The 24,693-nt window shown below is 58.4% G+C and carries 24 protein-coding genes, 2 pseudogenes and 1 riboswitch; of the genes and pseudogenes, 21 read left to right on the top strand and 5 right to left on the bottom strand.

The window, feature by feature from the left end:
- Nucleotides 1–5 precede the first annotated feature (5 nt).
- The 3 genes from G485_RS0103000 to G485_RS0102990 are packed head-to-tail and all read left to right on the top strand — an operon-like array spanning nucleotide 6 to nucleotide 2,367.
- Nucleotides 6–191 carry a hypothetical protein gene (locus G485_RS0103000; protein ID WP_027091311.1) on the top strand — a complete coding sequence of 62 codons (186 nt, stop codon included), beginning with the start codon at nucleotides 6–8 and terminating at the stop codon, nucleotides 189–191.
- Nucleotides 192–224: 33 nt separating this feature from the next.
- Nucleotides 225–698, top strand: coding sequence for a cytochrome c oxidase subunit II (locus tag G485_RS0102995; RefSeq protein ID WP_027091310.1), 474 nt, complete (start codon nucleotides 225–227; stop codon nucleotides 696–698).
- A gap of 31 nt (nucleotides 699–729) precedes the next feature.
- Entirely contained in the window at nucleotides 730–2,367 is a 1,638-nt protein-coding gene (locus tag G485_RS0102990) for a b(o/a)3-type cytochrome-c oxidase subunit 1 (protein ID WP_027091309.1), read from the top strand.
- Between the two features lie 60 nt (nucleotides 2,368–2,427).
- Here the strand turns inward: G485_RS0102990 and G485_RS0102985 are convergent, their stop codons facing one another.
- The 3 genes from G485_RS0102985 to G485_RS0102975 all read right to left on the bottom strand — a co-directional run bounded on the left by G485_RS0102985 (nucleotide 2,428) and on the right by G485_RS0102975 (nucleotide 4,389).
- On the bottom strand, nucleotides 2,428–2,856 hold the full coding sequence (locus G485_RS0102985; RefSeq protein WP_027091308.1) for a MarR family winged helix-turn-helix transcriptional regulator: 429 nt from the start codon (nucleotides 2,854–2,856) through the stop codon (nucleotides 2,428–2,430).
- A gap of 117 nt (nucleotides 2,857–2,973) precedes the next feature.
- Complete coding sequence (locus tag G485_RS24895) at nucleotides 2,974–3,828, bottom strand: DUF4097 family beta strand repeat-containing protein (protein WP_051317978.1); 855 nt, start codon at nucleotides 3,826–3,828, stop codon at nucleotides 2,974–2,976.
- 3 nt (nucleotides 3,829–3,831) lie between these two features.
- Nucleotides 3,832–4,389, bottom strand: coding sequence for an HAAS signaling domain-containing protein (locus tag G485_RS0102975; RefSeq protein WP_027091307.1), 558 nt, complete (start codon nucleotides 4,387–4,389; stop codon nucleotides 3,832–3,834).
- Nucleotides 4,390–4,785: 396 nt separating this feature from the next.
- Here G485_RS0102975 and G485_RS24890 point away from each other — a divergent pair, with 396 nt between their 5' ends.
- The 5 genes from G485_RS24890 (at nucleotide 4,786) to cyoD (ending at nucleotide 9,272) form a co-directional block, all read left to right on the top strand.
- Nucleotides 4,786–5,019 (top strand): hypothetical protein, encoded by a 234-nt coding sequence (locus tag G485_RS24890; protein WP_051317977.1) that lies wholly within the window; start codon nucleotides 4,786–4,788, stop codon nucleotides 5,017–5,019.
- A gap of 267 nt (nucleotides 5,020–5,286) precedes the next feature.
- Nucleotides 5,287–6,315: a ubiquinol oxidase subunit II gene (gene cyoA, locus G485_RS24885; RefSeq protein ID WP_084423084.1), complete on the top strand. Its 1,029-nt coding sequence runs from the start codon at nucleotides 5,287–5,289 to the stop codon at nucleotides 6,313–6,315.
- Between the two features lie 20 nt (nucleotides 6,316–6,335).
- On the top strand, nucleotides 6,336–8,303 hold the full coding sequence (locus G485_RS0102960; protein ID WP_420805716.1) for a cbb3-type cytochrome c oxidase subunit I: 1,968 nt from the start codon (nucleotides 6,336–6,338) through the stop codon (nucleotides 8,301–8,303).
- Complete coding sequence (cyoC, locus tag G485_RS0102955) at nucleotides 8,303–8,929, top strand: cytochrome o ubiquinol oxidase subunit III (protein WP_027091305.1); 627 nt, start codon at nucleotides 8,303–8,305, stop codon at nucleotides 8,927–8,929. Before G485_RS0102960 ends, cyoC begins: the two co-directional genes overlap by 1 nt.
- 1 nt (nucleotide 8,930) lies before the next feature.
- Nucleotides 8,931–9,272 (top strand): cytochrome o ubiquinol oxidase subunit IV, encoded by a 342-nt coding sequence (cyoD, locus tag G485_RS0102950; protein WP_027091304.1) that lies wholly within the window; start codon nucleotides 8,931–8,933, stop codon nucleotides 9,270–9,272.
- Nucleotides 9,273–9,376: 104 nt separating this feature from the next.
- On the opposite strand, the gene G485_RS0102945 is transcribed toward cyoD, so the two are convergent.
- Nucleotides 9,377–10,282 (bottom strand): cation diffusion facilitator family transporter, encoded by a 906-nt coding sequence (locus tag G485_RS0102945; protein ID WP_027091303.1) that lies wholly within the window; start codon nucleotides 10,280–10,282, stop codon nucleotides 9,377–9,379.
- A 284-nt stretch (nucleotides 10,283–10,566) separates the two neighbouring features.
- Between G485_RS0102945 and G485_RS24880 the strand changes: the two genes are divergently transcribed.
- The 9 genes and pseudogenes from G485_RS24880 (at nucleotide 10,567) to G485_RS0102900 (ending at nucleotide 19,565) form a co-directional block, all read left to right on the top strand.
- On the top strand, nucleotides 10,567–11,058 hold the full coding sequence (locus G485_RS24880; protein ID WP_035154537.1) for a CcdC family protein: 492 nt from the start codon (nucleotides 10,567–10,569) through the stop codon (nucleotides 11,056–11,058).
- Nucleotides 11,059–11,291: 233 nt separating this feature from the next.
- Nucleotides 11,292–11,477 (top strand): hypothetical protein, encoded by a 186-nt coding sequence (locus G485_RS0102935; RefSeq protein ID WP_027091302.1) that lies wholly within the window; start codon nucleotides 11,292–11,294, stop codon nucleotides 11,475–11,477.
- Nucleotides 11,411–11,587 (top strand): annotated as a pseudogene (locus tag G485_RS28730) (transglutaminase family protein); the annotation flags it as partial. The gene G485_RS0102935 and the pseudogene G485_RS28730, both read left to right, overlap by 67 nt.
- 195 nt (nucleotides 11,588–11,782) lie before the next feature.
- Nucleotides 11,783–11,882: riboswitch (purine riboswitch) on the top strand.
- A gap of 81 nt (nucleotides 11,883–11,963) precedes the next feature.
- A complete protein-coding gene (locus tag G485_RS0102930; RefSeq protein WP_156922077.1) occupies nucleotides 11,964–13,433 on the top strand; it encodes an NAD(P)/FAD-dependent oxidoreductase in 1,470 nt (489 codons plus the stop codon).
- A 427-nt stretch (nucleotides 13,434–13,860) separates the two neighbouring features.
- Complete coding sequence (locus tag G485_RS0102920; protein WP_027091300.1) at nucleotides 13,861–15,612, top strand: ABC transporter substrate-binding protein; 1,752 nt, start codon at nucleotides 13,861–13,863, stop codon at nucleotides 15,610–15,612.
- 92 nt (nucleotides 15,613–15,704) lie between these two features.
- A complete protein-coding gene (locus tag G485_RS0102915) occupies nucleotides 15,705–16,676 on the top strand; it encodes an ABC transporter permease (protein WP_027091299.1) in 972 nt (323 codons plus the stop codon).
- Nucleotides 16,673–17,635, top strand: a complete 963-nt coding sequence (locus G485_RS0102910; protein WP_027091298.1) for an ABC transporter permease — start codon at nucleotides 16,673–16,675, stop codon at nucleotides 17,633–17,635. The genes G485_RS0102915 and G485_RS0102910 overlap by 4 nt, the downstream gene beginning before the upstream one ends.
- On the top strand, nucleotides 17,602–18,594 hold the full coding sequence (locus G485_RS0102905; RefSeq protein WP_027091297.1) for an ABC transporter ATP-binding protein: 993 nt from the start codon (nucleotides 17,602–17,604) through the stop codon (nucleotides 18,592–18,594). The genes G485_RS0102910 and G485_RS0102905 overlap by 34 nt, the downstream gene beginning before the upstream one ends.
- Nucleotides 18,591–19,565 carry an ABC transporter ATP-binding protein gene (locus G485_RS0102900; RefSeq protein ID WP_027091296.1) on the top strand — a complete coding sequence of 325 codons (975 nt, stop codon included), beginning with the start codon at nucleotides 18,591–18,593 and terminating at the stop codon, nucleotides 19,563–19,565. The genes G485_RS0102905 and G485_RS0102900 overlap by 4 nt, the downstream gene beginning before the upstream one ends.
- Nucleotides 19,566–20,231: 666 nt before the next feature.
- On the opposite strand, the gene G485_RS0102895 is transcribed toward G485_RS0102900, so the two are convergent.
- The gene (locus tag G485_RS0102895) at nucleotides 20,232–20,888 is read right to left on the bottom strand and encodes a DsbA family oxidoreductase (RefSeq protein WP_027091295.1); all 657 of its coding nucleotides are present in this window, start codon (nucleotides 20,886–20,888) and stop codon (nucleotides 20,232–20,234) included.
- A gap of 131 nt (nucleotides 20,889–21,019) precedes the next feature.
- On the opposite strand from G485_RS0102895, the gene G485_RS0102890 reads away from it, so the two are divergent.
- From G485_RS0102890 to ltrA, 4 genes and pseudogenes are all read left to right on the top strand, one after another.
- Nucleotides 21,020–21,847, top strand: coding sequence for an aldo/keto reductase (locus G485_RS0102890; RefSeq protein WP_027091294.1), 828 nt, complete (start codon nucleotides 21,020–21,022; stop codon nucleotides 21,845–21,847).
- Nucleotides 21,848–21,909: 62 nt separating this feature from the next.
- The gene (locus G485_RS0102885; RefSeq protein WP_027091293.1) at nucleotides 21,910–22,335 is read left to right on the top strand and encodes an RrF2 family transcriptional regulator; all 426 of its coding nucleotides are present in this window, start codon (nucleotides 21,910–21,912) and stop codon (nucleotides 22,333–22,335) included.
- Nucleotides 22,336–22,390: 55 nt separating this feature from the next.
- Nucleotides 22,391–22,750 (top strand): annotated as a pseudogene (gene trxA / locus G485_RS0102880) (thioredoxin); the annotation flags it as partial.
- Nucleotides 22,751–23,221: 471 nt separating this feature from the next.
- Nucleotides 23,222–24,658 (top strand): group II intron reverse transcriptase/maturase, encoded by a 1,437-nt coding sequence (gene ltrA, locus G485_RS0102875; RefSeq protein ID WP_027091291.1) that lies wholly within the window; start codon nucleotides 23,222–23,224, stop codon nucleotides 24,656–24,658.
- Nucleotides 24,659–24,693 lie beyond the last annotated feature (35 nt).

The raw sequence follows: 24,693 nt of genomic DNA, 5'->3' as shown, positions 1-24,693 counted from the left end.
GGAACGTGGCCAAACGCGTATCGGACGTACGCAAGGAGGAGCCGGGAGACCAGCGGCCGGCCGGCGGGGAGAAGCCGGCGAACGCCGGGGAGCCGTCGCTCAAGGGAACGTTCGCATCGGTGATGCTGCTCGGCGCCTTCCTCGTTGTCACGTGGGTTTCCGTGTTCGTTCTTTACGTGCATCGGAATTAGCCGGCATTCGCCGACGAGGGGAGAAGGAGCTTCATGCACATTCATCGCTTGGAAAAAATATGGCTGACCTTCGGGGTGACGATGCTGGTCGTCTTCCTGCTCGTGCTCGGGCTGTCGGCCTTCACGATGGGGATGGATACGCCGGGCGCAGGGCATTCCCATTCGATCGATCCGGCCAAGGTAGACAAGACGCCGCCGTTCGACAAACCGGAGATCAAGCGGATCGGCGACAAGCAATACGAGGCCGTCATGGTCGCTTACGCTTTCGGCTACAGCCCGGCAACGCTGGAAGTTCCGGCCGGTTCAACCGTCCGCTTCACGGTTACCAGCTCGGACGTCGTGCACGGCTTCGAAATTCCCGGAACGAACGTCAACATGATGGTGCTGCCCGGCGAGATCAATCAGGTGTCCCATACGTTCGATAAACCGGGAGAGTATTTGATTCTATGCAACGAGTATTGCGGCATCGGGCATCAGATGATGTTCACGAAGCTGGTCGTGAAGTAAAAAGACGCAACGCCGAAAGGACGATGCATATATGATCCAGTCGTTTGACCGCAAGGACGGCAGGCTGGTGCTGGCGCACCTGTTGTTCGCATACGCCGCCCTGTTCCTGGGCGGCATTTGCGGCATGCTGCAGAGCATGGTGAGGAGCGGATCGGTGACGCTTCCGGCGGGCATCGGCTATTACCAGCTGCTGACCGCGCACGGCGTCTTGATGGCGCTGGTGTTCACTACCTTTTTTATCATCGGATTTCTGTATTCCGGGATGAGCCGCACGCTGGGGGGAGCGCTGACGGGGGTCTCCCGCAAGCTGGGATGGGCCGGCTTCGCGCTCATGGGGGCGGGAACCGCGCTTGGCGTTGTCATGGTGCTGCTGAACAAAGCGACCGTGCTGTATACGTTTTACGCCCCGCTTAAAGCTTCTCCGTATTTTTACATTGCGCTGGTTCTGCTTGTGGTCGGCAGCTGGCTGAGCGGCTACGGGGTGTTCGCCCAGTACCGGACGTGGCGGCGAACCAACCGCGGCAAGCTGTCGCCTCTGCTGGCGTTCATGGGCGTCGTCACGATGCTCATGTGGCAGATCGCGACGCTCGGCGTGGCGGCGACCGTGCTGCTTCAGTTCATTCCCTGGTCGTTCGGCTGGGTCGATACGATCAACGTGCTGCTCAGCCGTACGCTGTTCTGGTATTTCGGCCATCCGCTCGTCTATTTCTGGCTGATGCCGGCCTACATGTGCTGGTACGTCATCGTTCCGAAAATTATCGGCGGCAAAATATACAGCGACGCGCTCGCGCGGCTCTCGTTTATTCTGCTGCTGCTGTTCTCGATCCCGGTCGGCTTCCACCACCAGCTGATGGAGCCGGGCATCGCGCCTTTCTGGAAGTTCCTTCAGGTAGTGCTCACCTTCATGGTCGTCGTTCCGTCGCTCATTACCGCGTTCTCTTTGTTTGCGACGTTCGAGCTGAGCGGGCGGGCCAGAGGCGCGACCGGTCTGTTCGGCTGGCTAAAGAAGCTGCCCTGGCGGGACGTGCGCTTCTTCGCGCCCTTCATGGGGATGCTCGTATTCATTCCGGCCGGAGCGGGCGGGCTCGTCAACGCGAGCAACCAGATGGACGCCGTCGTGCACAACACGCTGTGGGTGACGGGGCACTTCCACCTGACCGTGGCGACCAGCGTCGCGCTCACCTTCTTCGGCATCGGCTACTGGCTCATTCCGGTCGTCACGGGCAGAAGGCTGACGGCGAGATTGAACAGGATCGGCATTCTGCAAGTCGTGCTATGGTGCGTCGGGATGCTGTTCATGTCCGGCTCGATGCACGGCTCCGGACTGCTCGGCGATCCGCGCCGAACCGATTACACGACGTACAACGACAGTCCCGAATCGGTGCTCTGGATGCCTTATCATGTGGCGATGGCGATCGGCGGCATCATTCTGTTCCTTAGTCTCATCGTCCTGATGTGCGCCGTCGTCGGCTTGCTGCGGGCGCCAAGAGGCGAAGAGGAATATCCGATCGGCGAGGTGATCGACACGGCGGAGAAGACGCCCCGAGTGTTCGAGCGCTGGGGGCTGTGGGTGGCGATATCGGCGGCTCTGATCGTGATCGCCTACACGCTTCCGCTAATCGACATGATCGGCGGCGGAAAGGGGTCGCCCGGCTACAAGATGTGGTGACGCCTCTAACAACGAACAAGGCCCGGTCCGGCGACGGATGCGGGCCTTGCGGCGTTGTAGTCATTCTTGGTAGCTCTTCAGCAGCTTGCGGTATATTTCGATCAGGAAGCGAATTTCCGATTGGTCCAGCGTATGGAACATTTTCTCCATGAGGGCGACTCTTTTATTATGAACGGCCTTCAAGGCCTCAAGACCTTCTTCGGTAATTTCCAGCTTGACGACCCTTCGGTCGGTGGCGTCGTTAATGCGTTGGGCGAGATTCTGCCGGACGAGCTTGTCGGAGATGACGGTCATTCCCCCGGATGTGACGCCCAACATTTGCGAGAGGTACGAGCTGGATTTGGGCCCTTCGGAGGCGAGGATATCCAACGTCTGCACCTGACTGATCGAAATGTCCTGGGGATTATCCTTGCTCCATTCCTGCCTCCACAGGCGATTATGAAGCCGGATCAAACCGAAAAGTTCGACAAGTTCTTCGTGCTTGGTCACATCAAAGCCTCCAAATGTCCTAGTTTCTTAGATTTTCTCATAAATTGGCCGTTATCGCCAGAGCGTATTCCTATAAATAAAGGCAAGAGGGAACTTCTCGTCCTCTTGCCTTCAACGCTATTCCTCGATAATGTGAATGCTCCCGACATCGGTGCGCACTTTGACGACGTCCTCGGTGAGATGCTTCGATTCCGGCGCATGGATGGAACCGATATCCGTCTGCAAATCGTAAATGCCGCCGAACGTCTTCGGCAGCTGCACCCGGACGCTGCCCGCATCGGTTTTGATATCGGCTCCCGACGTGTCGTCCTTGATCAGCTTGACGCTTCCCGAATCGGTCGACAGCTTGGCGGTCCCGGTCAAATGCTGAACCTGAATGCCCCCGGCATCGGTAGAAGCCTCCAGGCGGGCTTTGACGTTGTCCGCGCGGATGGTGCCGGCGTCGGACCGGAGCTTCAATTGCTCTCCCTCATAATCGGTAACGCGAATGCTCCCGGCGTCCGAGCTCAGCTCCGACGAGCGCGCCGAGGCGCCGTTGACGGTTACGGAACCGGCATCGCTCGAGACGCGCAAGCGGTCCAGCGCCGCAGCCGCTTCGTCGGTCAAAGCGACGGTGACCTGCTGCTTGACGTTGAAGCTACCGAGAGACAAGCCGAACCAACGAGCCTTTTCGTCCAGGTCGATGATCAGGCTGCCGTCGCTGACCTGAACGTTTTTGAGCCGGTCGATCACTTCCTGCTTCGCCTTGCCTTCGACCCGAACGGAATTGGTTCCGTCCTTGCTGGGGACGAAGTCGATGTTGACCGATTGGTAATCCAGCGAAATTTCGAGATCGCGAAGGTCGCCCGAATCGAACGTCCATTGCTGCCGGTATTCCGGGAGGGGTTTGCTGAAATTGAAGCCGTAAAACGCCGCGCCTCCGATGCCGACGAGAATGAGTCCGGCCGCGACGAATAGCCAACGTTTGCTCATCGTTTAATTCCTTCCTCTCCAGGTTCGCAGCGTCCAGCGTCCGTAGGCGGCCGACGCCCGCAGCCCGACTTTGGCCAGTTGGACGAATACGATCGCCATCAGAATGCCGGCTCCTGTCGCCGCAATGCTGGCGAACAGCGTCGCGGGGGAAAATTCCCCGTTAAACGCCCAGTCGGCCGCCACCGTCAACGGGGCCAGGATGGCGGCAAGCGTTCCGGCGCCGAACGCCAGCAACGCCGACCACAGCGAGACGCCGACCGGCAGCAGGAACAAGTTCAGCAAGACGAGCACCAGCGTTACGCCGACCGTCCTGGCGACGTCTATTCGTTGCGGCCGCTCCTGCGGCTGAGGGGGCGGGGGCGGCAAGCGCCTTGCCCGAAGTGCCTCCGCGGCCAGACGCGCCGGGTCCCCCAGCCCACGGACGATCTCTTCCTCAGACTTGCCGTTCTGCAGGTTATAGGCGAAGTAGGCTTCGTAATCCCACATCAGTTTGCTTCGCTCCGGCTCGGGCATCTCGGCCAAGTAATAGTAGAGCGCTGCTAGAAATTCGTTTTTATTCATGTTAATCTCCTTGTTCGATCCGGGCCTCTCCCGGTTGTCTCCGGATGGGGACGCCGCTCTTTTTGCTGACTTTAATTGTAAGGCATCCGCGGCGGGATCCGAACGGCCGGGGGTTTAGTTTCGCCCTCGACCCGAGTCGAGGTTGTGGAGAACAATGGAACGGATCTAATGACCGATGTTCGCGGGTCGTCCTGACGCCTGGGGATTAGCCTTTTCGCAACGTCATCGTGAATGAAGCGGCGCGATCAGGGGGATGCTGCCGGGGAGTGCCTTGCCATGACTTCGACACATAATAGGAATAGATATCCAACTATTTTTAACAAAAGACATGATTTTGCCACAAATCCGTGATATAATGTTCACATATAGCGCTTTCACGGAAGGAGTGCATTGAACATGAAGCGATTCGATATGTTCAGAGCTCTTAAATGGATATCGGCGATCGTCATCTTGTGCGGGATCGTCTGCTGTGTTTGGAACATGCGCGAATTCAACGACCGGAATCTCGGGCTGATGATCGGCATCGGCTTCTTGGTCGGCGGCGTTCAAATTTTGATGTTCGGCATGATCGCCCCTCTCATGCAGAAGAACAGCGAGAACGTGCCGGAGTCGGCCGAAGAAGGAACCTAATCATCGGGAAGCACCATCTCCCTCAAACTGCAAAGATTGCCTGTGCAGAGAGTATTCTCCGCACGGGCTTTCTTTTTTTATTGGGCTTGTTTGCACATAAGTCGAAACGGTGAACAAATTATTGCAAATTATCAAACGTTCATTGACGCCTTTGTTAACTGTGCGGTATGTTGCCGGACTTTCTGATATCTTATGTTCAGCAGCGCGGGTAAGGGTGTGTTCCGCCGCGCAATGACGTTGCCGACAGGCAGTAGGAGATGAGATTGAATGAAGATGAAGGGATGGTATCGTCGCCTCGCCGCCATGCTTCCGCTGGCAGCGATCGCCTTCCTTCTGTCGGGATGCGGCGTTAACATGGGCGTTCTCGATCCGAAGGGAACCATTGCCCGCCAGCAGCTGGATTTGATTATTATTTCATCGATTCTTTGCGTCATCATTTTGGTGCCGGTGCTGGTCATGACTTTCTGGATTGCCTGGAAGTACCGCAGCAACCGGAAGCAAGGCGATGCGGCCTATAAACCGAACTGGTCTCACAGCGGCAAGATCGAGGCGGTCATGTGGGGCGTTCCGATCGTCATTATTTTGATTCTGGCGATCATTACGGTGCAGTTCACCCACAAGCTGGAGCCTTCGAAGGCTCTCGCTTCCGAAGAGAAGCCGATCACGATCGAAGTCGTCTCGCTTGATTGGAAATGGTTGTTCCTCTACCCCGAGCAGGGAATCGCGACGGTCAACTTCGTTCAATTCCCGAAAGGCGTGCCCGTCGAATTCAAGCTGACGGCCGACTCGCCGATGAATTCGTTCTGGATTCCGCAGCTCGGCGGACAGATCTATACGATGTCCGGCATGGCCATGGAGCTCAATTTGATCGCCGACGAAGAAGGGGAATACCCGGGCAAGGGCGCGAACTTCACCGGCGAGCACTTCGGCAAGATGGGCTTCATTGCGAAGGCTTCGTCGCAGGAAGAATTCGACCAGTGGGTCGCGGACGTCAAGAAGTCGTCGCCGAGTCTGTCGCAGCAAGGTTACGACGAATTGGCCGAACAAAGCGTGATCGATACGAAGGTGACCTACTCTTCGTTCCCGGACGGATTGTTCGACAGGATCGTCACCAAGTACAGCGCGGGCACCGGCTCCGGACACCATCACGGCTCCTCGTCGTCGGCCGGCGAAGCGAACGATTCCGGCCACGAAGGCATGAACCACGAGGGCATGGACATGGGGGCGGAGGGCGCGACTGCGTCTTCCGCGAGCCAGACGGCCGCGACGGAAGAGCACGAGCATCATCATGAATAGGAGAAGGAGGGTGTCCCATAATGGACAAGATTAAAGATTTCGCGTCCGATTTCTTCGTGACCGGGGACCCGCTGATTTACGGCGCGGACGTGGCGATCGTCCTTGTGACGGTCGCCATCGTCGCGGTGTTGACCTACTTTAAGAAGTGGGGCTGGCTCTGGCGCGAATGGCTGACGACCGTCGACCATAAGAAGATCGGCATTATGTACATTCTGGCGGCGCTGCTGATGCTGTTCCGCGGCGGCGTGGACGCGCTGCTCATGCGGACGCAGCTCATCATGCCGAATATGGACTTCCTGAAGCCGGAGCACTACAACGAGATTTTCACAACGCACGGCGTCATCATGATTTTGTTCATGGCGATGCCGCTCATGTTCGGCTTGTTTAACATTGCGGTTCCGCTGCAGATCGGCGCGCGCGACGTCGCGTTCCCGGTTCTGAACTCGCTTAGCTTCTGGCTCTTCTTCATGGGCGCGATGCTGTTCAACCTGTCGTTCGTCATCGGCGGTTCGCCGAACGGCGGCTGGCTGGCGTATCCCCCGCTGACGGAGAAGATGTTCAGTCCGGGCGTCGGACAGGACTTCTATATCTGGGGCATTCAGATCTCCGGGATCGGGAGCTTGATGACGGGGATCAACTTTATCGTCACGATTCTGAAGATGCGCGCGCCCGGCATGACGCTGATGAAGATGCCGATGTTTACATGGTCGGTGCTCGCGAGCAGCCTGACGATCATTCTGGCGTTCCCGATTCTGACCGTTACGCTGGCGCTGCTCTTCATCGACCGCTTCCTCGGCGCCCACTTCTTCACGCTCGACGGCGGCGGCAACCCGATGATGTACATCAACCTCATCTGGATGTGGGGTCACCCCGAGGTTTACATCGTCATCTTGCCGGCCTTCGGGATTTTCTCCGAGGTCGTGGCCACCTTCTCGAAGAAGAAGCTGTTCGGCTATACCTCGATGGTGTTCGCGCTCATGAGCATCAGCGTCGTCTCGTTCTTCACCTGGGCCCACCACTTCTTCACGATGGGCTCCGGCGCCAACGTCAACGCGTTCTTCGCCATCTCGACGATGATTATCGCGATTCCGACCGGCGTCAAGGTGTTCAACTGGATTCTGACGATGTACAAGGGCAAAATATCGTTCAAAACGCCGATGCTGTGGACGATGGGATTCATTCCGTGCTTCGTCGTCGGCGGTATGACCGGGGTGCTGCTCTCCGTGGCGCCTGCGGACTTCCAGTTCCATAACAGCTACTTCCTGATCGCGCACTTCCACCAGGTGCTGATCGGCGGCGTCGCCTTCGGCTACTTCGCCGGCCTGTACTACTGGTGGCCGAAAATGTTCGGCTTCAGCCTGAACGAGAAGCTCGGCAAATGGGCGTTCTGGCTCTGGAACATCGGCTTCTATGTCTGCTTCATGCCGCAGTACGTACTCGGCCTGATGGGCATGACGCGCCGCTACAGCACGTACGGCTGGGACACCGGCTGGTTCGGCCTGAACCTCGTGTCGACGATCGGCGCCTTCCTGATGGGGGCGGGCTTCCTGTTCCAAGTGTGGCAAATCCTGCACAGCATCAAGTTCATGGAGAAGGATACGACGGGCGACCCGTGGGACGGCAGAACGCTCGAATGGTCGATTCCGTCTCCGGCCCCGATGTACAACTTCGCGACCGATCCTCAAGTCCGCGAAGTCGACGACTGGTGGGAAGAGAAGCAGCGTCTGGCGAGCGGCGGCGCGCCGCGGCCGAAGCCTGCGCTGGAGCCGATCCATATGCCGAAGAACTCCGGCATGCCGTTCATCAAGGCGACATTCTGGTTCATCGCCGGCTTCGGCTTCGTCTTCGACTGGATGTGGATGGCCATTCCGGGCCTGATCGGGGTTGCAGCCTGCATGCTGGCGCACTCGTTCAATTACGATACCGACTATTACATTCCGGTGGATGAGATCGAACGCACCGAAGCTGCTGCAAGGAGGGGAGTCTGATGGCGAATCAAGGAAACCATGCGGTCGCAGGAGCGCATGGCCACGATCACGGGCATGGAGGTCATCACGACCTGGAAGCCTTGCGGCAGATGGGGTTCTGGTTGTTCCTCATCACCGACTGTATTTTGTTCGGAACGTTGTTCGCAACCTATATCGTTCTTCATAACAATACCGCGGGAGGACCGACGGCATCCGAGCTGTTCGAGATGCCGGGCGTCATCGCCGAGACGTTCATCTTGCTCACGTCTAGCTTCACCAGCGGCCTCGCGGTTCTGTGCATGAACCGCGGCAGCCGCAAAGGCTTGATCGGCTGGCTGATCGTAACGGCCATCCTGGGCGCCTCCTTTATCGGACTCGAAGTGTCCGAGTTCATCAAGATGGTGGACGAAGGGGCGAAAATTTCGACGAGCGCCTTCCTGTCCGGCTTCTTCACGCTGGTCGGAACGCACGGACTTCACGTCTCCGTCGGTCTCTGCTGGATGGTCGCGCTGATGATCCAGCTCGGCAAGCGCGGCATCACTTCCGTAACGAAGCGGAAAGTGAACGTCATCAGCTTGTACTGGCACTTTCTCGACGTCGTGTGGATCTTCGTCTTCACGATCGTCTACATGATGGGGGTGATGTAAGATGGCGCAGCATCCAACCGGCCATTCGCACGATGCGCACGGCGATTCCCACGAATCGCACGGCTCGCTGAAGTCTTACGTCATCGGTTTCGTTCTGTCGCTCGTGCTGACCATCATTCCGCTGGTCGCCGTGCTGAACGACATCGTGGAGGGTACGGCGGCTCGCGTCGTGCTGCTCGTCACGGCCGTTCTGCAGTTCGTCGTGCAGCTGTTCTTCTTCATGCATTTGCGGGAAGAGAAGAAGCCGCGCTGGAACCTGATGGCGCTCATTCTCGGCCTCGTGATCGTGCTGACGATCGTCATCGGCTCGATTTGGATTATGACCTACAACGCCGTCGCCTGACGCGGCGAAAAAAAGGCGCCGCCTCGCGGCCCGTCAACGACGGGCTCGGGGGCGGCGCCTTTTTGGCACGCGCTGGGGGCAGCCCTTTGCGTCCTTTGCGCGTTCTAGACGATCGTGTCCTCCCCTTCGTTCCACGGATTCAAGTGCACCATCACCTCGACCACTTCGGGATCGTTGTCCATAATGCAGCTTTTGATCTGGCGGCTGATGTCGTGCCCCTGCTGGATCGTATAATGGCTCGGAACGCCCACGCGCACATCGACGATAATATAGTGGCCGTGTTCCCGCGCCCGCACGCGGTCGATGCGCTTGATCTCGTCCAGACCCGAGATCAGCGACTCGTAATGAGCGAGCTGCTCTGCGGGAACTGTTCGTTCCATCAGAATGTCGACCGAATCTTTGCCGATCTCGATGCCGAGCTTCAGCACGAGCAGGGAGACGATGATGCCCGCGACCGGGTCGCCGTAGGCCGTCCAGTCCCAGCCGAGCCTGCCGCCGATGAGGGCCAGTCCGATGCCGACGACCGCAGCGAGAGAGGCGTAGACGTCGGCCAGATGGTCGTAGGCGGTGGCGAGCACGCTCTTGCTCTTCTCCGCGCGTCCGATCCGGATCGTGTACAGGTACAGAGCTTGCTTCCAGACGAGCGAGATGCAAGCCGCGACGAACGGCAGCCAGCTCTCGGCGTTGGGCGGCTCGAACAGCGAGAGGATGGAATGGTAGCCGATCCACACAGCGGCGACGACGAGAATGATGGCCACCATGGCGGAAGCGATGACCTCGGCTTTGCCGTGGCCGTACGGATGGTCTTCGTCCGCCGGCTTCTTCGACACCATCGAAGAACTGAGGGCCGCCACCGTGGCGAGAATGTCGCCCGCGTTGTGCACGCCGTCCGCCACGAGGACGGCGCTGCCTGCGAGCAGGCCCACGACGATTTTCATGACGGTCAGCACGACGTTGCTGACAAGGCTGATCCAAATGGCGAATAAACGTTTGGAACGAGCTGGGGGCATGGATGATGACTCCTTCAAAAAGTGTTTGCCGAGCGCAAAAAAGAAAGAAGGCCTTCAACCGGTCGGTTGAAGGCCTGTTCGCGTCCGTTCGGATTGTCGTTGCGCCGTCTCATGGGTGACGATCACCCTCTCCGTCTTTCTTATCTTGCACACTTCTTTCTAGTTTAACACAGACGGGAGCCAAATTCTAATCTCCGAATTCGACAGGGGTTTGCTACGGCCGGTTGCGCCTATTACAATAGAGGAAGGGTGCATGTTCCCGTCCGAAAGGAGTTCGAAACCGCATGCCTACTTCGCATCCGCAAATATTATCGCTCGTCGTCTCTCTCCTGGCAGGGGCGCTAGTGATCGCTGTCCGGCTTCGGGGGACGAGCAAGCCCACCGCTTTGCGCAAAATCGTCGCGCCTCCGTTCGGAATGGCCACGGGCTTCCTCATGTTCGTCGTTCCGGCGATGCGGGTGCCATGGTTGTGGGGCCTCGCCGCATTCGCCGTCGGTGCGGTCTTTTTCTCCTATCCGCTCATTCTGACGTCCCGCTTCGAGGTTGTGAACGGCGAGATTTATCTCAAACGCTCGAAAATGTTCGTCGTCATTATCGTCGTTCTGCTTGTGGTGCGGATTCTGCTTCACGACGTCGTCGAGCGGCATGTGACGATTCCGCAGACGGGGGCGCTGTTCTTCCTGCTCGCGTTCGGCATGCTTCTGCCCTGGCGGATCGCCATGGCCAGAGGCTTCATCGCGCTGAAGCGCAAGCTGGACGCCGAGCCGCAGGCCTGAAGAAGGATGCATCGAACGAGCCAAATCCGAACGTTCGGAAGCGAGATGCCCGGGAGAGGCAAATCGCTTCTTTTTTTGTTGAAATATTACTCAAAACTAACGCAAAAGGAAATGTCCACGTAATTGTACGGGTTGAATTTGTGACTTTTGCGTAATAAATATTGACAGGGGCTCGAGGCGTTTCAAGGAACGGCGGTGTCGATCGCGCTGCGAAAGTCCGAAGCGAGGCGTTCGTGAACGACAACGCGGAATACCTGCTTCCGACCGTGTACGCTTCTTTCCATCCGGACGTCGCCGCCTATGCGAAGGGCATCGGAGGCGAGGAGGAAGGCGTGTTCGGCTTCCTGCTGGAGGCGTCGGCTGGCAGGGCTTCGATCCGACGAACAACAGCCTCGTCGATTGGCGTTACGTCAAGCTAGCCCACGGCCGCGACTATTTGGACATCGTGCCGGTCAGGGGGGTGTACCGCGGCACCCCGGAGCAGACGCTCGAGGTGAAGGTGGACGTTCGGCTGGCGGCGGGGGAATAAGAGCCGGCAAAGGGAAATCGAAGGAATCCGGAGAATAGATCGCTTTAGGCAGGTGGAATGTTCGGGTTTAAAGGATTTTTTAGGCGAAAATTCGACAATAGCTCCGATTTAATTTTGAAATGGCGAATAATTTTGGCGGTTATCGCTTGACATGTGCGGATAAACGGAGTAGCATTTGGGTTGCGTAACTAAGCCATAGACGTTTTTTCTTTCCATCGTATATCCCCGGCAATACGGGCCGGGAGTCTCTACCGGGAACCGCAAATTCCTGACTACGACGGAAGTGGAATCCTTGTATCCGCTACCTGTCCGCAGTCGGGAATTTTTTTGCATAGAGCCGGCCGCGGACGCCAGAACGAAGCCTAACTACAGGAGGATGACTTCATTGAATCGGTATGATGTCGTCGTTGTCGGCGCCGGCCCGGCCGGTATTTTTGCCTGTTACGAATTGACGCGGAAGGCCCCGGGCCTGAAGGTGCTGCTGGTGGACAAAGGGCACGAGATCCGCCGCCGCAGCTGTCCCATCCTCGAGGAGAAAATCAAGCTCTGCCCCCCGGCCGCCGGCAAGAAGGAGTTCGCCGGATGCCTGCCGGCCTGCTCCATTACCGCGGGCTTCGGAGGCGCGGGCGCCTACAGCGACGGGAAATTCAACATCACGACGGAGTTCGGGGGCTGGCTCACCGATTATTTGCCGTCGTCGCAAGTGCTGTCGCTCATCCGCTACGTCGATCAGGTCAACCTGGAGCACGGGGCGACCGAGACGATCACCGACCCGACGACCGACGTCGTCCGGCAGATCGAACAGCGCGCGTACGCCGCGGGCTTGAAGCTGCTGCGGGCGCAGGTGCGCCATCTGGGCACGGAGCAGAACCTGGAGATTATGAAGTCGATCGCCGATTACTTGGAATCGCGCGTCGATATGCGGTTCAAGACGGAAGTCGAAGACCTGCTGACGGAGAAAAGGGAAGGCAAGCACCGGGTGCGCGGCATCCTGCTCAAGAACGGGGAGGAGATCGAAGCCGACACCGTGGTCGTCGCGCCGGGGCGGGACGGCTCCGCCTGGCTGACGGACGTGCTGAAGAAGCGCCGCCTCAAGATGTACAACAATCAAGTCGACGTCGGGGTGCGCGTGGAGACGTCGGACATCGTCATGCGCGAGATCAACGAGCACTTGTACGAGGGGAAATTTATTTTCAACACGTCGGTCGGCACGCGGGTGCGAACGTTCTGCAGCAATCCGTCCGGGCACGTCGTCGTGGAAAACCATAGCGGCGTTATGGCGGCGAACGGCCATGCGTTCAAGGACCCGGCGCTCGGCTCGCAGAACACGAACTTCGCGCTCCTCGTATCGCACAAGTTCACGGAGCCGTTCGACAAGCCGAACGAATACGCGCGGGAAATTTGCAAGCGGGCGAACGATCTGTCGAACGGGGGCGTGATCGTGCAGAAGTATGGGGACATTCTGCGCGGCCGGCGCTCGACCGCATCGCGGATCAAGGAAGGCTTCCTGGAACCGACGCTCAAGGAAGCGGTGCCGGGCGATCTCGGCCTCGTGCTGCCCTACAATACGATGCGCAGTCTCGTCGAGATGGTCGAAGCGCTGGAGAAGGTGACGCCGGGCATTGCCTCGGAGCATACGTTGTTCTACGGCGTGGAGGCGAAATTTTATTCGGCGCGGCCGCTGTTGACCGATCGATTGGAGTCGGAGATCGAAGGGCTCTATTGCGGCGGGGACGGCGCCGGCGTCACGCGCGGCCTGGCGCAAGCCGGGGCGGCGGGCGTCTGGATCGCCCGCGCCATCGCGGAGCGCGTCGGCGCGAAGGAAGCGGCCCCGGCGTTGTCGTAAGGAGATCATGAAGGCGCACACCAAGGCGGAACATCCGGACGGAGTTCCGCTTTCTCATTTTTCGGACCGGTTCATGCCTTTAGGTTCGTTTTTCCTTTTAAAACTTTTTCCTGACGGCACTTTAAAGCTTCTCTCCGATGAAGTATTTTTATTCCAGAGATACATATAAATATGAAAAAAGATTGTAAAAACAGGAGATTTCAATTGTAAATTCTGGGATAAAAATATATAATTTCTGAAGAACTGATATAGGATGCAGGTCCCATCGGAGGTGAACTTGTCCATTTAAGCAATATTTATCTACATACCGGTTCTTTTGGGGCAGAAATATTCGGAAAAGTCGGAAAATGTCGAAGGGAATTTTTGCGGTGAAGATGAACCGCAGAGTACGGCAAGAAGCCATGCGAATAAAGGAGTGATCCGTCTTATGAAAAGCCCGAACAAGTTCACCGTGCTATTATCGGTATTTGCTTTGGCGGGAGCCTTGCTGACCGGCTGCAACAGCAACAACAAGGCCAATTCCAGTTCTTCCGCTTCGCCCAGCGCCCCGGCATCCGAAGCTTCGTCCAGCGCCTCCGCTTCTCCGTCCGCCAGCCCTTCCGCCGACGCCAATCAACCGGTCGACGGCGGCAATCTGGTCATCAGCTCCTTCTCGGACGTTGTCAACCTGAACCCGATTTATATTCAAGACACCGCCTCTCAAGAGACGGCCAACTTTATCCTTTCTTACTTGTACGACCTCGACCGCCACGGCAGCGTCGTCGCCGATCCCTGGTCGCTTGCGGCCGAACTGCCCACGATCAGTTCCGACGGCTTGACTTATACGGTCAAGCTGAGGCCGGAAGCCAAGTGGAGCGACGGCCAGCCCGTAACGGCCGACGACTTGATTTTTACGATCCAAACCGCGATTAACAAGGATGCGGGCTCCCCGTTAATCAGCACGCTCGACAAGATCGAGAAGATGACCAAAGTAGACGATCACACGGTCGACATCAAGCTGAAATCCGTCTACGCGCCGTTCTTATATTCGCTTCATCTCCAACTCGCTCCTTCCCACGTGTTGAAGGACGTTCCGGTCAAAGATCTGGTGAAGAATCCTTACGGCGCCGACATCGCCAAGACGGTCACCAACGGCCCGTGGAAATGGACGGAATGGCAGAAGGGCCAATATTTGACCTTCGAAGCCGATCCGAACTATTGGGGCTCCGTCAAGCCGCACATTCAGAAGCTGACCTACAAGATCTACGCCGACCAGAATACGGAGATTCAGGCCATCCTGAAGGGCGAAGCGGACCTCACTTCCGCCGTGCCGCTCCCGCTGCTGGATACGGTCAAGGCGAACAAAAACCTGAACGTCATTCTGGCGCCGGGTCCGCAATACGAATACCTCGGCTTCAACTTCAAGGACGACAACTTCCCGGACAAATGGTCGCCGTTCAAGGGCCAGAAGACGCGGCAAGCGATCGCTTACGCGCTGAACCGCCAAGGCATGGTCGACAACATCCTCAAAGGCACCGGCGCCCTCATGAACGCGCCGTTCCTGCCGGGCTCCTGGGCCGATCCGGGCGACGAGGCCGTCAACTACAGCTACGACCCCGAGAAGGCGAAGGCGCTGCTCGCCGAAGACGGCTGGAAAGCAGGGAAGGACGGCATTCTCGAGAAGGACGGACATAAATTCTCCTTCGAGCTGCAATACAATGCGGGCAACAGCCGCCGCGAGCAAGTTGCGGCCGTCATTCAGCAGAACCTGAAGGACGTCGGCATCGAAGTGACGCCCAAAGCGATCGATTTCTCCGCTTGGGTCGAGCAGAACCTGACGCCGGGCAAATACCCGGCGATTCTGATGGGTTGGTCGCTGAGCACTCCGGATCCGGACGCCGAGAGCATCTTCTCGTCCAAGTACTTCCCCCCGGCCGGGCAGAACCAGGGCTGGTACAAGAACGAGAAGCTCGACGACTTGTGGGTGAAGGGCTACTCCACCGTCGACCAGAGCGAGCGCGCAGCTATCTACAAGGAGGTCGGCAAGGAAATCTCGACCGACCTACCGTACGTCTTCCTGTACCAATACGGCTTGCCGGAAGCGGTCAGCACCAAGGTGCAATACGCGGAGGATGACAAACCGGAACCCACGATAGCGTACGGATATTTCTACCATATCATCAACTGGTGGGTCAAATAGAAGACCTTACAACATAGGCGTAACGCACACGGGGGGAGAGGGGGGGGTTCTGCGGATCCTCCCCCTCTCTTAACACGATTAGGGGGATTTCGATGACCGAGTATTTGATCCGCCGCACCCTGCAGTCCGTCCTTGTGCTCGTGCTCATCTCGCTATTTACGTTTATGCTCATTCATGCCGCGCCGGGAGGTCCCAGGCAGATTTTCCTGTCTCCGGGCCTGTCGCCGGAAGTGGCCAAAATCCAGGCGCATAATATGGGGCTCGACCGGCCGCTTCCGTTGCAGTACTTGAGTTGGGTCGGCGATTTGCTGCGCGGCGATTTGGGGTATACGTTCAAGAACAATATCCCGGTCGGCGAGATTATTTGGCCGACCGTCAAAAATACGATGGTGCTGATGGGCGCGGCCTGGCTGCTCTCCCTCGTCATCGCCATTCCGTGGGGGATTTACAACAGCACCGCCGAGTACGGGCTGTCCGACCATACCGCCTCTTTCCTCTCCTACATCGGCTTCGCGATGCCGACGTTCTGGTTCGGCATTATTTTGCAGGAGATTTTCGCGCTGAAGCTGGATTGGCTTCCGCTGTCGGACATGTACACGATCGGCAAGAAAGGCGACATCGGCAATTTGATCTACCATCTGGTGCTGCCGGTGACCGTTCTGTCGCTCGGCTTCCTGGCGGGTTACATGAAATACGCGCGGGCGAGCATGCTGGAGGTGCTCGACCAGGACTATATCCGCACGGCCCGGGCGAAGGGGCTTAAGGAACGCCGCGTCGTGTTCCGGCACGCGCTGCGCAACGCGCTTATTCCGATCATCACGGTGATCGGGCTCGATCTGCCGATTCTCGTATCCGGAGCGGCGCTCACGGAGAGCGTCTTCAACTGGCCGGGCATGGGCCGGCTGTTCGTGCAAATGGCCGTCGCCCGCGAATATTCCGTGCTGATGGCGATCGCGCTTATAACGGCCGTCTTCGTCATTGTCGGCAATTTCGTCGCCGACATCATGTACGCGATCGTCGACCCCCGCGTCAAGCTGTCGAGGAGAGGGGGAGCAGCCGCATGAGTCCGACCGTCTCGACCGCACCTTCTCGCGGCGATCGCGCGAATGTCGTCACCCGCGCTCCGGGCGCTTGGCGAACGGGCTGGAAGAAGTTCAAGCGCAACCGCTTAGCCGTCACCGGCCTCATTGTGCTCGGCTTCTTCATTCTTGTCGCTCTGTTTACGCCCTTGATCGCGCCCTACGATCCCGCCAAGATCGATATGATGTTCCCGAATTTGCCCGCCGGCTCCGGCAACCATCTGCTCGGAACGGACGATCTGGGACGCGATATATTCTCGCGGCTGCTCTACAGCAGCCGGATTTCGCTGCTGGTCGGCTTCAGCGTCGCGGTTGCCGCTGTCGCCATCGGCACGCTCATCGGCGCGATCTCCGGCTATTTCGGCGGCTGGATCGACTCGTTCTTCATGCGTCTCGTCGACGTCATGAACTCCATCCCGCTGCTGTTCCTGAACATTCTGGTACTGGCCATTTTCGGCTCTAAATTTTCCTATATGATTCTGATTCTGTCTCTGACCGGCTGGATGAGCGTCGCCCGTCTCGTGCGCGGCACGTTCCTGCAGCTTCGGGAGATGCAATACGTCGAAGCGGCCCGGGCGATCGGCGTGTCCGACTGGGGCATCATCTTCCGCCATCTGCTGCGCAACGCGTCCGCTCCGATCATTGTCAACGCGACGCTGATGGTCGGCAACGCGATTCTGAGCGAATCCGGCTTGTCCTATCTGGGACTCGGCATCCAGATGCCGCAAACCAGTTGGGGATTGATGCTGTCCAACGCGCAGGCTTACATGCTCATCGATCCGATGCAGGCGGTGTACCCGGGCTTGTGCATCCTGATCGTCGTGCTGGCCGTCAACTTCATCGGCGACGGCATCCGCGACGCGATGGACCCGAGGAAGAAGACGCTTCTGACCGGAAGGAGGTTCGACCGATGGCGCCAAAGCTTCTTGAAATCAAAGACTTGACGGTCGGCTTCTTGACGGACAAGGGCTTCGTCAAAGCGGCGGACCGCGTGTCGCTCTCGCTCGAGAAGGGACAGACACTCTGCGTCGTGGGCGAATCCGGCAGCGGCAAGAGCGTCACCTCGCTCGCCGTAATGCGGCTGATCGACTACGCCGGCGGCGTGATCGCCGAAGGGGAGATCAAATTCCACGGCGACGAGTTGACGAACAAGCCGCAGGACGAGATGATGCGGATTCGCGGCAACCGGATCTCGATGGTGTTCCAGGACCCGATGTCCGCGCTGAACCCGGTATTTACGGTCGGGGACCAGATCGCGGAGACCCTCCGTATCCACAAGCAAATGAATGCTAGAGAAGCCTGGAACAAAGCTGTCGACATGCTGCGGCTGGTCGGCATTCCCGATCCGGAAGTGCGCGCGGGGCAGTATCCGCACGAATTGTCCGGCGGCATGTGCCAGCGCGTCGTCATCGCCATGGCGCTGGCGTGCGACCCGGAGCTCATTATCGCAGACGAGCCTACGACGGCGCTGGACGTCACCGTTCAGGCGCAAATCCTGGAGCTGCTGCAGAAGCTGAAGCGTGAACTGAAGACGTCCATCTTGCTCATTACGCACGATATGGGCGTAGCCGCCGAGATGGCGGACCGGATCGCCGTCATGTACGCGGGCGCGATCGTGGAGGAAGGGACCGCGGAGGAAATTTTCGAGCGGCCGCGCCACCCATATACGCTCGGGCTGCTTCAGTCCATTCCGGGGCTGACGGGAGAACGCGGCACGACGCTTTACACAATTCGCGGCGGCATTCCGGGCATCGGCGACTTGCCGGCCGGGTGCCGGTTCAATCCGCGATGCCCGCACGCGAAGGAGCGGTGCTTCCGGGAGGAGCCGCCGCTGCTGCCGACGCCGGACGGCCATCGATCGGCGTGCTGGTTGGAGAGCGGACCGGAGGTGAAGACGTCATGAGCGAGCCGTATTTGATCGAAGCCCGTCATTTGAAAAAATATTTTCCGATCAAGCGTGGGCTGTTCAGCCGCGTCGTCGGCAATGTGAAGGCTGTCGATGATGTATCCTTCGGCGTTCGGCCGGGCGAGACGTTCGGCCTTGTCGGCGAATCCGGCTGCGGCAAATCGACGCTCGGCCGCGTCATGCTGAACCTGAAGCGGGCGACGGACGGGGAAGTGCGGTTCGAAGGCCGCGACATTCAGCGGCTGGGCTCCGGGGAGCTGCGCGGCTTGCGCGAAGAGATGCAAATTATTTTCCAGGATCCGATGGGCTCGCTCAATCCCCGGTTCCTTGTGAAGGATCTGATCGGAGAGCCGCTGCGCTTGCATCGGAAAATGTCCGCGTCCGAGATCGACGACCGCGTCGTGCAGCTGATGGAGCTGGTCGGGCTCGACGCGACCCGCCGCAACCGCTACCCGCACGAGTTCTCCGGCGGCCAGCGGCAGCGGATCGGCATCGCCCGCGCGATCGCGCTCGAGCCGAAATTCATCGTCGCCGACGAAGCGGTGTCGGCGCTCGACGTGTCGGTGCAGTCGCAGGTGCTGAACCTGTTGATGAAGCTCCAACAGGAGCTGGGGCTTACATACTTGTTCATTGCTCACGGCCTCAACGTCGTGCGGCATATTTCGAATCGGGTCGGCGTCATGTACCTGGGGAAAATAGTGGAGGTCGCGAGTACGGACGAGCTGTTCGCGAAGCCGCTGCACCCGTACACGGCGGTGCTGCTCTCGGCCATTCCGCAGCCGCGGCTGCGGGGTAAGCGGGAGCGGATCATTCTGCAGGGCGAAGTGCCTTCGCCGGCGAATCCGCCTTCCGGCTGCCGCTTCCACCCGCGTTGTCCGTTCGCGAAAGAGAGGTGCCGCGTCGAGGAGCCGGCCTTAGTGGAGGCGGCGCCGGGCCGGCAAGCCGCGTGCCATTTCCCGCTGTTCTGAGCGGGATGGCGGAGTTTGCCGGGTGGGTGATACGCTCGTTAGCGAATGCAACAAAGGCAAGCGCCCAAAATGCGGCGAGTCTCGGAAGCGTGGAAGCGCAGGAAGTGCCGTAAGTGCCGTAAGTGCAGGGCTGCAAGTGCAGGGAGTGCCGCAAGTTGAGCAAGTGCCGCAGGAGGATTCGGAAGGGTTGGAAACACCGCAATTTCCGCAAACGTCGCAAACGCCGCGAACGTCTCAAACGCCTGTCCGTTTCGCGTCCCTCCGGGAGCCGCGACGGTCGGGCTTTTTTTTCACCTCGCAGCCGCTCTCGAGCAACAAGGTCAAAAAACCACCTTGTTGGGCGCCTGGGGCGGAGGTAGCGGGTGAACAAGGCCCCAAAAGCACCTTGTTGAGCGTCAGGGGCCGAGGGAGCTGATGAATAAGGCCCGAAATGCACCTTGTTGGGCGCCTGGGACCGAAGGAGCGGGTAAACAAGGCCGGAAAAGCGCCTTGTTGGGCGTCTGGGCTGGAGGGAGCGAGCGAACAAGGCCCCAAAAGCACCTTGTTGAGCCTCAGGGATGAAAATCGCGGCCATTTCGACTGTGTCCGCTCGGGATGAGGGGGGCGATCGTACACGGAAGAGATCGCCCGCCCGGCCCAATTGCACGGCATGACGGCTGTTCCGGCTTATTGCGCCTCTTCCGAAGCTTTAGCTTGCTCGGCAATTTTCTCGAACGCGCGAACGAATTCGGCGGCCGGATAGGCGCCGGACAATCCGAATTTGTCATCGATGACGAAGAACGGCACGCCGCTAATGCCCATCCTTTGCGCTCGCTGCAGATCCGCTTGCACTTCGGCTTCTCCTTCGCCGGCGGCAAGCCGGTCGGCCAATCCATTCGGGTCGTGCCCAAGGTCGTTCGCCAGCTCCAGCAGCACATCCTGCTTGGCGATATCGCGCCCGTATTCGAAATGCGCCGTCATGACGGCGTCCACCCACTCCTCGCGGCGATCCTCGGGGAGCAGCGCGGTAATCCGATGGGCGAGCACCGTGTTCGGCATGCGCGTTACCCGGTCCCACCGGAACGTGACGCCGACGTTCGCTCCGGCTTCCCGCACCCTTTCGAGCGCGGAAGCGAGGCGGCTTTCTCCGCCCATTTTGGCAGACATCGCTTGTTTAAAAGGAAGGCCTTCCGGAGGCAGGGACGGGTCCAACAGGAAAGCGTGGTAACTGACCGTGATATCCTCGGCGGTACGGTCTTCCCATTCGCGGATGGCGTCGGATAAGTTCTTCTTGCCGATGCGGCACCAAGGACAGACCATATCGGAATAAAGGCGGATATGCATCGTTTTCACCTCGTCGGGAGTAGTCCCCCCTAGTATGACAGACCGGTTGGCGGGATACAAATGTGCAGCGCCCGGGCGCAGATGATAAAATATGTGCTGACGACGAATAACCGAAGAAGGGAAGAACCATCATGAACTTATCCGTCGATTCGACGGTGGAGCTGCTGAACGGCATCTCGATGCCGAGGCTCGGCCTGGGCGTCTGGAGGTCCAAGCAGGGAGAGGAAACGGAGAACGCGGTGGCCGCGGCGCTGCAAGCCGGGTATCGTGCGATCGATACGGCTTCGCTCTACGAGAACGAGGAAAGCGTGGGACGGGCGGTGCGCGCTTCCGGCCTTCCGCGGGAACAGGTGTTCATCACGACGAAAGTGTGGAACAGCGAGCAAGGGTACGATTCCACGCTGGAAGCTTTTCACCGCAGTCTCGAACGTCTGGGCACCGGCTACGTCGACCTTTATTTGGTGCATTGGCCGGTTCCGGGCAAGTACAAAGAGACGTACCGCGCGCTGGAGACGCTCTATGAGGAAGGCAAGGTGCGGGCGATCGGCGTCAGCAACTTCCTCATCCATCACCTGGAGGACTTGATGGGCTCCTGCCGGATCAAGCCGATGGTCAACCAGGTGGAGATGCATCCGCTGCTGACGCGCAAGCCGCTGCTCGAATTTTGCAAGCGCGAGGGCATCCAGCTGGAGAGCTGGCGCCCCCTGATGAACGGCAGGCTGGACGTGTCGTTGCTGCAAGAGCTTGCGGACAAGTACGGCAAGACGCCGGCGCAAATTTTGATTCGGTGGCATCTGCAGCTCGGCGTCGTAACGATTCCGAAGTCGGTGCGGCCCGAACGCATCCGCGAAAATGCGAATGTGTTCGATTTCCGTCTGACGCGGGAGGATATGGAGCGGATCGACGGCTTGAACGAAGACCGGCGGTTCGGGGCGGATCCCGATCAAGTCGATTTCTGATCGCTTGACAAGTTCAACTGTAATTGATATTATTACAGTAACAACCGGGGAGGCGACGCGCAATGAATAGCGAATTTGTAATTGCCGTCCACAGTCTCGTGCTCCTGGCGCACCGACCGGAGGGGATGGCTTCCAGCGAAGAGATCGCCGCGAATGTCTGTACCCATCCGGCGAGGGTTCGGAAGGTGCTCGGTTGTCTCCGCAAATTGGGGTTTGTGGCGACCCGCGAAGGCTCGGGCGGCGGCTACAAGCTGACGCAAGAGCCGGACAACGTGACGCTGGCCGACGTCTATCGAGCGATGGCCGCTGGCTCGCTCGCGCCGAGCTGGTGCTCGGGCAATCCCGAGATGGACTGTCTGGTCGGTTCGAACATGCAGGACGTCATGAATTCAGTGTTTTGCGGAGCGGAGAAGCAGCTCGAGAGCTACTTTTCGCAGATCACGATCGGCTCGATGCTGGCGCAAATCAAGGAGCGTCAACACGTCTAGCCGGGGGGATGGTTTATGAGGATGCAACGGGGGTTCATTCAATCCCGATCATCATAAATTGCATGAATATCCAATCATATATTCCCAAAAGGAGTGGAGTAACATGGCAGTAGCCGTAACGAAAGAAAATTTCAACGCAACGGTCTCCGAAGGCGTATCCCTGCTCGATTTCTGGGCGCCCTGGTGCGGACCTTGCAAAATGCAGCTCCCGATCGTCGAAGAGCTGGCCGAAGAACTGAAGGGCCAAGCTACGATCGCGAAAGTGAACGTCGACGAAGAACCGGAACTGGCTTCCCAATTCGGCGTCATGAGCATTCCGACGCTGATCCTGTTCAAGAACGGCCAACCGGTCGACAAGCTGGTCGGTCTGCAAAGCAAGGACGCGCTCAAATCCAAAATTCAAAGCCAACTGTAATTTTAGCTGCATATGTTGCTCGGCAAGCACCCGAAGCCCTTCAGGCCCGGGTGCTTGTTTGCGTGTACGCCCAGCATGGGCGTCATCTCTAGGGTGAAAGTCCCGAACGGGGGCTGGCGAACGCCTACCGTTAGCCAAGAGCAAGGGTGTCCACCGTGAGGTGGAATCTGAAGGAAGCTGGAGGCAAATGCACGAGCCAAGGGACACAAACTCCATCTGAGGCAGAGATAGTCGGATGAGTCACCACGACATGACGAAATCCAAAGTCGCCAAAGGCTATCTGTGTAAATGGAGTGGTTGCGGGCAGAAAGATGACGTTCTTATCTGGGGAGGCCTGTGGAATACGCGAAATCATTTCGTAACCGCGGCTGAGAAGCCGCGCTGAATCTACAGGAGTCAGCAGAGGCCATAGTACGGGAGTACGGGACGCCGGAAACCGGAAGGGCTGAACCGAAAGGAGAGAGGAAACCGATGCGTTCGCATGAAGAGCAAAGACAGCAGAATATCCCGCAAGGGAGCTTGCGGCAAAGAGAAGCGGTGAAGCCGTCAGGGTATGCCGGAGTGCCGAGTTCTTCGTCGGCACAAGTCGCCCCTTCCTCTCGCGAAGCGAATAACGACTTGTTAGAACGAATGCTCAAAGGAGATAACCTTAGGCTCGCCTACAAGCGAGTGGTGCAGAACGGAGGAGCGCCCGGTGTGGACAGTGTAACGGTAGCGAATCTACAAGCTTACCTGAAAACACACTGGGAGACGGTGAGGACCGAACTTCTCGCGGGAACCTACAGACCCATGCCCGTCAAACGGGTGGAAATCCCCAAACCCGGAGGCGGCGTAAGGCTGCTCGGCATCCCGACCGTGATGGACCGCTTTCTTCAACAAGCCCTTCTGCAAGTGATGAACCCGATCTTCGATGCTGGTTTCTCGAGGCATAGCTATGGCTTCCGCCCCGGGAAGCGAGCACATGACGCGGTAAAACAAGCACAGCATTACATTCAAGAAGGCTTTCGCTGGGTCGTAGATATGGATTTAGCGAAGTTCTTTGACCGAGTGAACCACGACATGCTCATGGCAAGGGTAGCCCGAAAAGTGACGGACAAGCGTGTCCTAAAGCTTATTCGAGCCTATCTAAACGCAGGGGTCATGGCGAATGGCGTGTTCGAGAGAACGGGAGAGGGTACGCCGCAGGGCGGACCACTAAGCCCGCTTTTAGCGAACATTCTGCTAGACGACTTGGACAAAGAGCTAACGGAACGAGGGTTGCGATTTGTCCGCTACGCGGACGACTGCAATATCTTCGTTGCCAGTAAACGTGCGGGTGAACGCGTCATGGATTCGGTAACACGCTTTGTAGAAGGAAAGCTGAAACTGAAAGTGAATCGAGAGAAAAGCGCGGTCGATCGCCCTTGGAACCGTAAGTTCCTCGGATTCAGTTTCCTGAGGGACAAGAAAGCCACGATTCGTTTAGCTCCACAAACCATCTCGCGATTCAAGGAGAGAATACGAGAGCTGACGAACCGAACGCGATCAATGTCTATGGAAAACCGGATTATGCAACTAAACCGCTACATGATCGGCTGGATCGGCTATTTCCGACTAGCTTCGGCGAAAGGTCACTGCGAGAAATTCGACCAGTGGATTCGCCGCAGACTGCGCATGTGCCTGTGGAAGCAATGGAAACGGGTACGGACCCGAATCCGAGAGCTCCGAGCACTTGGGGTCCCAGAATGGGCAGGCCGCGTGATGGCTTATTCCAGGCGAGGAGCATGGGAAATGTCTCGAAACACAAACAATGCCCTCCCGACCTCCTATTGGGAAGCGAAAGGGCTGAAAAGTTTGCTTACTCGTTATATGGAGCTTTGTTACCCTTTTGGAACCGCCGTATGCGGACCCGCATGTACGGTGGTGTGAGAGGACGGAGGCTAGGCGCCTCCTCCTACTCGATT

This window comes from Cohnella thermotolerans DSM 17683, assembly GCF_000429825.1.
In the GTDB taxonomy this organism is placed as follows: Bacteria; Bacillota; Bacilli; order Paenibacillales; family Paenibacillaceae; genus Cohnella; species Cohnella thermotolerans.
This window is presented reverse-complemented; position numbering and strand designations above follow the sequence as displayed.

What these genes read in the sequence shown, in the direction of transcription:
- G485_RS0102995 (WP_027091310.1), top strand. Translation starts at nt 225, where the DNA reads ATGCACATTCATCGCTTGGAAAAAATATGGCTGACCTTCGGGGTGACG.
- G485_RS0102990 (WP_027091309.1), top strand. Translation starts at nt 730, where the DNA reads ATGATCCAGTCGTTTGACCGCAAGGACGGCAGGCTGGTGCTGGCGCAC.
- G485_RS24895 (WP_051317978.1), bottom strand. Translation starts at nt 3,828, where the DNA reads ATGAGCAAACGTTGGCTATTCGTCGCGGCCGGACTCATTCTCGTCGGC.
- G485_RS0102975 (WP_027091307.1), bottom strand. Translation starts at nt 4,389, where the DNA reads ATGAATAAAAACGAATTTCTAGCAGCGCTCTACTATTACTTGGCCGAG.
- G485_RS24890 (WP_051317977.1), top strand. Translation starts at nt 4,786, where the DNA reads ATGAAGCGATTCGATATGTTCAGAGCTCTTAAATGGATATCGGCGATC.
- cyoA (WP_084423084.1), top strand. Translation starts at nt 5,287, where the DNA reads ATGAAGATGAAGGGATGGTATCGTCGCCTCGCCGCCATGCTTCCGCTG.
- G485_RS0102960 (WP_420805716.1), top strand. Translation starts at nt 6,336, where the DNA reads ATGGACAAGATTAAAGATTTCGCGTCCGATTTCTTCGTGACCGGGGAC.
- cyoC (WP_027091305.1), top strand. Translation starts at nt 8,303, where the DNA reads ATGGCGAATCAAGGAAACCATGCGGTCGCAGGAGCGCATGGCCACGAT.
- cyoD (WP_027091304.1), top strand. Translation starts at nt 8,931, where the DNA reads ATGGCGCAGCATCCAACCGGCCATTCGCACGATGCGCACGGCGATTCC.
- G485_RS0102945 (WP_027091303.1), bottom strand. Translation starts at nt 10,282, where the DNA reads ATGCCCCCAGCTCGTTCCAAACGTTTATTCGCCATTTGGATCAGCCTT.
- G485_RS24880 (WP_035154537.1), top strand. Translation starts at nt 10,567, where the DNA reads ATGCCTACTTCGCATCCGCAAATATTATCGCTCGTCGTCTCTCTCCTG.
- G485_RS0102930 (WP_156922077.1), top strand. Translation starts at nt 11,964, where the DNA reads ATGACTTCATTGAATCGGTATGATGTCGTCGTTGTCGGCGCCGGCCCG.
- G485_RS0102920 (WP_027091300.1), top strand. Translation starts at nt 13,861, where the DNA reads ATGAAAAGCCCGAACAAGTTCACCGTGCTATTATCGGTATTTGCTTTG.
- G485_RS0102915 (WP_027091299.1), top strand. Translation starts at nt 15,705, where the DNA reads ATGACCGAGTATTTGATCCGCCGCACCCTGCAGTCCGTCCTTGTGCTC.
- G485_RS0102910 (WP_027091298.1), top strand. Translation starts at nt 16,673, where the DNA reads ATGAGTCCGACCGTCTCGACCGCACCTTCTCGCGGCGATCGCGCGAAT.
- G485_RS0102905 (WP_027091297.1), top strand. Translation starts at nt 17,602, where the DNA reads ATGGCGCCAAAGCTTCTTGAAATCAAAGACTTGACGGTCGGCTTCTTG.
- G485_RS0102900 (WP_027091296.1), top strand. Translation starts at nt 18,591, where the DNA reads ATGAGCGAGCCGTATTTGATCGAAGCCCGTCATTTGAAAAAATATTTT.
- G485_RS0102895 (WP_027091295.1), bottom strand. Translation starts at nt 20,888, where the DNA reads ATGCATATCCGCCTTTATTCCGATATGGTCTGTCCTTGGTGCCGCATC.
- G485_RS0102890 (WP_027091294.1), top strand. Translation starts at nt 21,020, where the DNA reads ATGAACTTATCCGTCGATTCGACGGTGGAGCTGCTGAACGGCATCTCG.
- G485_RS0102885 (WP_027091293.1), top strand. Translation starts at nt 21,910, where the DNA reads ATGAATAGCGAATTTGTAATTGCCGTCCACAGTCTCGTGCTCCTGGCG.
- ltrA (WP_027091291.1), top strand. Translation starts at nt 23,222, where the DNA reads ATGCGTTCGCATGAAGAGCAAAGACAGCAGAATATCCCGCAAGGGAGC.